The 8,025-nt window shown below is 64.4% G+C and carries 4 protein-coding genes; all 4 read left to right on the top strand.

Annotated features, from left to right (window positions below):
- On the top strand, positions 1-178 hold a 178-nt coding region (locus tag L615_RS01565; protein WP_145723879.1), incomplete at its 5' end, for a transposase.
- On the top strand, positions 129-614 hold the full coding sequence (locus L615_RS24655) for a potassium channel family protein (RefSeq protein WP_396954686.1): 486 nt from the start codon (positions 129-131) through the stop codon (positions 612-614). The genes L615_RS01565 and L615_RS24655, both read left to right, overlap by 50 nt.
- Before the next feature lie 215 nt (positions 615-829).
- Positions 830-6,907 (top strand): DNRLRE domain-containing protein, encoded by a 6,078-nt coding sequence (locus L615_RS01555; RefSeq protein ID WP_186449671.1) that lies wholly within the window; start codon positions 830-832, stop codon positions 6,905-6,907.
- A gap of 766 nt (positions 6,908-7,673) precedes the next feature.
- Positions 7,674-7,916 (top strand): hypothetical protein, encoded by a 243-nt coding sequence (locus L615_RS01545; protein ID WP_186449670.1) that lies wholly within the window; start codon positions 7,674-7,676, stop codon positions 7,914-7,916.
- Positions 7,917-8,025 lie beyond the last annotated feature (109 nt).

The raw sequence follows: 8,025 nt of genomic DNA, 5'->3' as shown, positions 1-8,025 counted from the left end.
GGCAGGAGGCAGGCCGCCTGCCTTCGACGCGAAGGCCTACAAGGGCCGCAACGTCATCGAGCGCTCCTTCAGCGACCACAAGCAATGGCGTGGCATCGCCACCCGCTACGACAAGCTCGCAGTCGTCTATCGGGGCGCGGTCGTCCTACGCGCCATCACCATCTGGCTCGCGACTTAGGAGACACGCCCTAGCTCACCCGCTCCGCCATGGGACTCGGGCGCTGGCGGTCCACGACGCTGAGCAGGACGCGCCGACAACGAACATCACGGCCTTCGGCGACGCGCTCTGGTGGGCCGCGACAACGGTCGCAACGGTTGGCTACGGTGGCCGCTACCCCGTCACCCTCGAGGGTCGATTGTGGCAAGCTGACCCCGCTCGAGTCGAAGTCGGCCGTCGGCCTCATGGTCGTAGGAATCGCCGTCATCGGCTCGATCACAGCGGCCGTAGCGGCGTGGCTCGTTGTAAACCTGGAGTGAGCCGAGACGCCGGCGGGCGGCTTCGTCGGGACTTTCGGGGACGCCCCGCGGTTGATGAGGAGGCTTCACTCGACACCAGCAGCCGAAATTGGCGACTTCTTGCCAACTCCGTGACAGGGAACGTCTCGGTGCTCTAAGTTCCAGAGGCGAACGCAGGGTGGCGTGCGTCACGTCTTCTCGGCCCGTGCGCAGCAGAAAGCGGGCAGTCATGGCTGGGCTTGAGCAGACCGGGTTCTTCTCGCGACGAGCATCGGCAAGGGCGGTCCCAGCATCTCGATGGTCTCGCTCCCGCACTGCTGGGCTCGGGGTCTTGGCTGCGGCGGTCGTGTTCGCGGGGTTCCAGGTACCCGCGGTGGCGGTCGAGCAGGCGGTTCCTGTCCCGCAGGCAGCGCCGAAGGTGGCGGACCGTCCTGATAGGACCTCGGCGATGGTCGCCGCGATCTTGCAGGGTTCTCGGGTGGAGGATCTCTCGGCTCGGACGCCGTCGTCGGCGATGTTCGCGAACCCGGACGGTACGTGGACGTTGGAGTCACACTCCGGTCTGGTCCGCTCGCGGACTGATGCCGACCAGTGGGTCGCTGTCAATGCCTCACTGGAGTCGTCTGACAAGGGTGTTGTGCCGTCGGCGGTGCCGTTCGATGTGGAGTACGGCGACGGCGGCAGCAAGGAGCTCGCGACGGTGACCTCGCCCTCGGGTGCCACGCTGTCGCTGGACTGGCCAACGAAGCTTCCAGCGGGCGAGGTGGATGGTGACCAGGTCGCCTTCGACCCGGCTTCGATCGAGGACGGTGGGCTCGTGGTCACCTCCCACCCGGAGGGGTTCAACTTCTCCGTCGTCCTCCATAAAGCCCCGACTCTTGAGGGAGATGCTGGGCCGGAGTACCGGTTCCCCCTGAGTCTCTCCCAGGGCCGGCTCATCGCCCGTGCCGACGGGTCAATCGACATCAAGAGCGGCGGCAAACTCGTCGCATCGATGACCCCGCCGGTGATGTGGGACTCGGCTGACGAGCCCCAGGTGGTCCCAGTCGACTCCGAGCTCGAGGGCACCGGCACGGACCGCGTGCTCGTGCTGCGTCCCGACCCGGCCTATCTCGCGGACCCGGATCGGGTCTACCCGGTGACCGTGGACCCGACCGTGGTCCTCACCGCGACGGGTGACACGTGGGTGCAGAACTTCCTGCCCAACACCAGTCAGCACACCTCGACCGAACTGCGGGTCGGCACGAACAACCTCGGCATCACGCAGAACCGCTCGTACCTGAGCTTCGACACCACCGCCCTGGGCAGTCCGCAGCCGGGCTGGATCGTGGACGCGAAGGTGAGCCTGTCGAACTTCGCCGCTGGCTCGTGCTCGGGCTCGGCGATCAGGATGTCGCAGATCACCTCGTCCTGGACGGTGCCGGGGATCACTTGGGCCAGCCAGCCCACGGTCACCCTTACCGGCGCGTCGACCAACGACACCGGCAAGGGCTTCACCGGCTGKACTGCCGAGGGGATGGTGGACTTCGATGCCACCGACATCGTGAAGTCTTGGGCCGGCGGCGCGACCAACTATGGCGTCCAGCTCGCTGCGGTCACGTTGAACAATGCCAGCTACCGCAGGTACCGGTCCCTGGAGAACGGCGACACCGCGAAGTCGCCGACCCTGACGGTCACGATTAGCCAGCCCCCGGCGACCCCCATGGCCTTGATGGCGTCTCCGGGGCAGTACAACAACTTCATCACCTCCAAGACCCCCACCCTGTCCGCGGTCGTGACCGATCCTGATGGTGGACAGGTCAAGGGCTACTTCGAGATCAGGCAGGGCGGCACCCTGGTCTGGTCCGGCACCAGCGACCCGGTGCCCTCCGGTGGCACCGTCACCATCGACGTGCCGTCCGGGAACCTGAACGAGGCCACGACGTACACGATCCGGGCTTGGGGTGAGGACGACGTCAACGTCCGCTCCGCCGCCTTCGCGAGCAAGAACGTCACGGTCGACACGATCGCCCCGACGGTCACGATCTCGTCGACGCAGTTCACCAACGGCACCTGGACCCCCTCCATGCCTGGCTCGGACACCGTCACGCTGGACGGCTCACCGGACACCGGCGGGTTCTACCTCGACTTCGACGGCGTCACTAACGCGGCTGGCGCCAACTCCTCCGGCGACAGAGTCACGACTTACACGCCCACGCCGGGGTGGCATGTCCTCAAGGTCACCCCGGTCGATAAGGCCGGCAACCACGGCACCCCGGTCACGTTCTCCTATGGCACCGGCCATGCCGCGTTCGCCACCCCCGCCCAGTGGACTCCTTCGACGGCGTCCTTCCCGATGGACATCTCTGGGCCGCCGTCGGCGACCGGCGCGACCCTGCAGTGGCGTGTCTTCGGCGAGACCACCTGGCGGACTGCGGCTGAGGTCAAGAAGGCGTCTGACGGCACTGCTTGGACCGGCACCGTCACCGGAACCGGTCGCTCCACCACCGGAGCGCTCGTGTGGAACGCCACCGATGAGGACTACGGAACCGGCAAGCTCGCCGGCACCGCCCTCCTCGAGACCCGCGGCTGCTTCCAATACACCAGCTCGGCCGACTCCTGCACCACCACCCTCTACCTCGGCCTGTATGCCTCCGCCTTCGGCGACAGATTCCCCACCACCAACCTCGGGCCCGCGTCGGTGTCGCTCCTCAACGGCGAAGCCATGATCGCCGACGCTGACGCCGCCGACTCGAAGGCAGGCATCGGGAGGACCTTCGCGAGTCTCTCTGACGGAACGCTGAGCGAGGGCGTGTTCGGACCTGGCTGGTCCGACCCCCAGATCCTCACCGCCAGCTCCGACTCCGCTGCCTCTGTGATCGATAACCGCACTAAGGACGGCACCCTCGTCATCGTTGACACCAACGGCGGTTCGCAGACCTTCACCCCCACCGGTGGCGGGAACTACAAGCCGCTGGAACCCACGGGCGACGCCACCAGCTTGAGCCTGACCACGGGCAGCCCGGACACGCTGGTGCTGACCAGGCCGCTCGGAGCGGGCAGTATCTCGACGACCTGGGAGTGGAAGACCTCCGACACCGGAGGCGACCCTGGCTGGATCCTTAAGGAAACCGACGCCCCCGGCACCAGCAATGACACCACTGTCAACAGCGCGAGCCAGCGCCCGACCTTCATCCGGGAGTCGGACCCGGCTGCGTCGTCGACCTGCAACGCCACCACCCAGACCGTGGGCTGCCGCGGCCTGAAGCTCACCTACACCGGCACTGGCTCCGCGACTCGGGTCAGCAAGGTCGAACGGGTCATCGGCGCCGCCACCCCTCTGGCGGTGGACGTCAAGACGCTCGCTGACTACACCTACACCTCCGGCAAGCTCACCAAGGTGTGCGGACCTGACCCCGACGGCGTTGGTGCTGCCACGCCGCTGTGCACCGAGTACACCTACACCACCGTCGCCGGCCGCACCATGGTTGCCACCCTCAAGCCCGCTGGGCTGACCGAGTGGCGCTTCACCTACGACGGCATCGGACGCCTGCTCAACGTCAAGCGAGAACGCCCCACCGCCAGCGGCGGCGGCGACGCGACCTGGTCCATCGACTACAACCTCACCCCCACCAGCAGCGGCCTGCCCGACATGACTCAGGGCAAGATCGCCGAATGGGGCCAGAGCGTTGTCCCGACCAAGGTCTACGCCGTCTACGAGCCCTACACCGGCGCCGCCGATGTCACCAAAGCCAGCCTGATCTACACCGACCGCGCGGGGAAGACCACCAACACCGCCACCTACGGCCCGGACGGATGGTTGATCGACACCGAATGGGTCGACGCGCGCGGCAACACCATCCAGACTCTCGACACCACCGGGTGGGCCCGGGTTCAGGCAGCACCGTCGGGCGACCGTCCCGCGGTCGCGCTCGAGGCATCGTCCTTCACGATCTACAACACCTGGGGCGACGCTGACACGGTCGGTACCCGCGTCAACGACGAGTACGGACCAGCCCACACTGCCACGCTGGAAGACGGCACGATCGGCTACTTCCGCACCCACACGGCCTACGAGTACGACGATACCCCCGGCGTCGACCCAGGCCTGCGCACCGGTCACCCCGGCGGCGACCCCCTCGGCCTGGTCGTCAAGGAGACCACCAGCGCCGCCACCGCCGACCGGACCGCTGACCACGACCCCAAGGTCACGACTTACGGCTACGCCCCCGTCGTGTCCGGGGACGGCGACGGCTGGACCCTCGGAACGCCAACCTCGACCTCAACAAAGGTCAACAGCTCAACCTGGTCGACATCGATCAACCGCTTCGACGCCGACGGACGCCAGATCGAGACCCGTCGGCCCGGCGGTGGCGCAGACAGTACCGGTGCCGGCAACGACGCCCACTCCACGGTGACCAGCTACTACACGGCAGCCGGATCCGGTGATTGCGGCGGAAAGCCCGCTTGGGACGGGCTGGTCTGCAAGACCGGCCCTGCGTCGGGAACGACCCGGCCGACTACGCATTTCTCCCAGTACGACGGCGAACTGCAACCAACCACAGTCGTTGAACTGATCGGGGGAATCGCGAACCGAACCACCAGTCTTGGTCGCGATGACATCGGGCGAATCATCGCTCGGTCGATCTCCACCGTCGGCAGCGGTGTTTCATCCGAAACCATCGCGACTAACTACGAATATTCGCCGGTGTCGGGGCTCCCCACCACAGCATCTGGAAGCGGCGCCACCATCACGACGGGGTATGACGCTTGGGGCCGGGCAACGTCGTACGCCGATGCTCACGGCACGACATCTAGTGTCAGTTTTGGTTCAAACGGGCAGGTAGAGACTGAGACGCATGCAGGGGTCACGACCTCCTATGACCTCAACTCCGTTGGATTCATGGATTCGGTCGAAGTTGCCGGCGTGGGCCAGTTTAGCTATTCCTACAGCAGGAGCGGTGCGATCGAGATGGTCGACTATCCCGCCGGGATAGCGGTCAACTATCAGTCCGATGAGATCGGCCAGCCGATCGGAATGCGATATTCAGACGGGCCTGGCACAGTTTTTCGTTTCAGCGCGGACCGAGATGTGACTGGAAAGATCATCAGAAAATCCGGCCCTTCTTCGTCTCAGAATTACGAGTACGACAGGCTTCGGCGCCTGCGTGTCGTAGCGGATTCGCGGGGCGGTGGTTGCACCGTCCGCGCCTATGAATTCGATGCATCGTCGGAACGAAGTCTGTTTACTAGATACGCGCCCGCGCTAGACGGCTCGTGTCAGACCAACGTTGCCGCCAGCACGCGTTCGAGTAGCTACGATGCCTCGGGCCGACCTGGCAATGCCGGATATAGCTACGATCCCCTTGGGCGCACCCTGACTCTGCCTGCCGATGATGTCGAAGTCGGCGCCACGGGTGGTCTCGAAGTCACCTACCGAGCCAATAACATGGTCAGGAGCCTCGCCCAAGAAGTAACGACCGGCTCCGGTACCGAGGAGCGCACGGCCGAATACAGCCTGGACCCTGTCGGCCGTATCGATGAGATCATCAAGCGCACCGACGGATTAGAGACCGGCCGCTTGCGGTACCGTTATACCAGTGCTTCGGATTCGCCCACGGCTGTAGATACTTCTGACGACCAGGGAGTGTCGTGGACGACGACACACAATGTGGCTATCCCTGGGCTCGGCCTCGTCGCTGAGATCGTCGACGGTGAGGTTCTCTTCCAGCTCTCGAATCTGACTGGAGACATATTCGCTACCGCGACCGCGGCGCCGCGGCTGTACTCGTACTTTGAGTCCGAGGAGTTCGGCGCGGCGGTCGGTCTGGGCGCTTCAGGTAAGAGGTACGGGTGGCTGGGGCGAAGCCAGAGGGCGAACGATGCCATCGGCGGTCTGGTGCTTATGGGCCTTAGGCTCTACAACCCCGCAACCGGGTATTTCTTGTCCCCGGATCCCGTTCAAGGTGGGAATCCGACGCCTTACACCTATCCGACTGATCCTGTAAATCGGTCCGATACCTCGGGGGCCGCAGACTGGTGTTACCGAAAGACATCAAGTTCATGTCCGACGGCCTGGGTTGGAATCGAAACTCTCACGACGTTTGAATATTGGCGTGAATACAATACCTTGGGCGCCATTCCGTTCCTGAGTTATAAGGAAGAATCGACACTCGACACCTTTTATGACATTACCTTCGGGTACCTTTATGTTGATCGATACCGGGTGCGAACAAGGCTGACGAATATCTTGCAGCGAAAGTGGGTGCCTACGTCCAAGGTCCCGTATCGGTTCGCGAAGCCGGGCGTCTGGTCGATCGCAAACTATCGCGTGAAAACTCTCACCGTTCACCGGATTTGGGCCGTCGGTAGGCTGAGGTGGGTCGGAGGGCGTTGGCTCCAGGCGAGGGCTCCTCTTGACTACCGTAGGGTCGAGTACACCCGGAACCTTGGCCAACGCAATCCATTTTAGGGATTCGCTGCCCGGAATGGTTCTGGATTGTAAGGCGAGAAAGGGGAAACTCGGCCGTGCGTATGCACTTGAGACCGGCCTCTAAGGTCGGCGCCCGTCTATTCTTCGGGATATGCTCAGTCCTGTCGCTATATATGACCGCCACCGGGGTCTCGAATGTGTTATCGCCCGATTACCCTCTCAGCTTTGTAGGCAGTCTGGTAGCGACGGCCTTCTTCGGTTGGATCGCCTGGGTTTGTTTGCTGAGAACGTTTCGGTCGTCATCGAGTTGATGTAGTCCGGGAGAGATTGGAGAATTGTGGCCTTAAGTTGTAGCGGTACTGGTTGCGACAATGGGACGCTCTCGGAGCTACGTCCTCTTGCCGCTAGGTGATCCCCCGCTAGGGTTCTTCTCGAGCCTTCGCCGGCAGCCGTCGCCCTGCAGCACCACCTGGGCTACCTGACCCCTAGGCGGTTCACAGATGACGGTGTAGCGGTTGTTCGGGAGTGCATCGCTGGGCAGGCGTCGAGGTCCCCGAAGATGGAGGTTCCTACGCCGCCCATCCAGAAGACCTCGACTTGCCTGACGCTACCTTCGCGCGCGCTGATTTGACCAAGTTCTGCCGGCTCGATGGTCTCGGTCTCGAAGTCGTCGGTCAGGATCTCGAATTCGAACCTGACTCGTGCCACTTGACCGTGATTCCGGGGTCGGCTCCGCATTTGTGCTGGTCAGGGCGTTGCGGTCGGGCTGATTGACACACCCCGCTTGGCGGTACGGTCGGCGTTTGTGGTGTTCGTGCGGAAGGCAGCGGGCCGGTCGGGCGCGACGAAGGTCCAGATCGCTGAACGTCGCGACGGTCGCGATGTCGTGCTTGAGCACGTCGGGACCGCACATGACGAGGCCGAGCTCGCGGCACTGACGGCGATCGCCCGCGGCAAGCTCTACCCAGGTCAGGACACGCTCCCGCTCGACGGGCTGGACAGCCACGTGGCCGGTGGCCCGGTCGGCAAACCGGCTCTTCGCAGTTGAGGGTGTAGCCAGCGTCGCGTAGGGCTCGGCGCGTCGGTGCCCGGGGWGACGTCGAGGTCTTCCGAGGATGGAAGTTCTCACACTGCCCATCCGGAAGACCTCGACGTGC

The sequence above is a fragment of the Nocardioides sp. J9 genome, assembly GCF_007829375.1.
Lineage (GTDB): Bacteria > Actinomycetota > Actinomycetes > Propionibacteriales > Nocardioidaceae > Nocardioides.
Note: the sequence above shows the minus strand (reverse complement) of the source record. Positions and strands in the feature narration are given on the sequence as shown.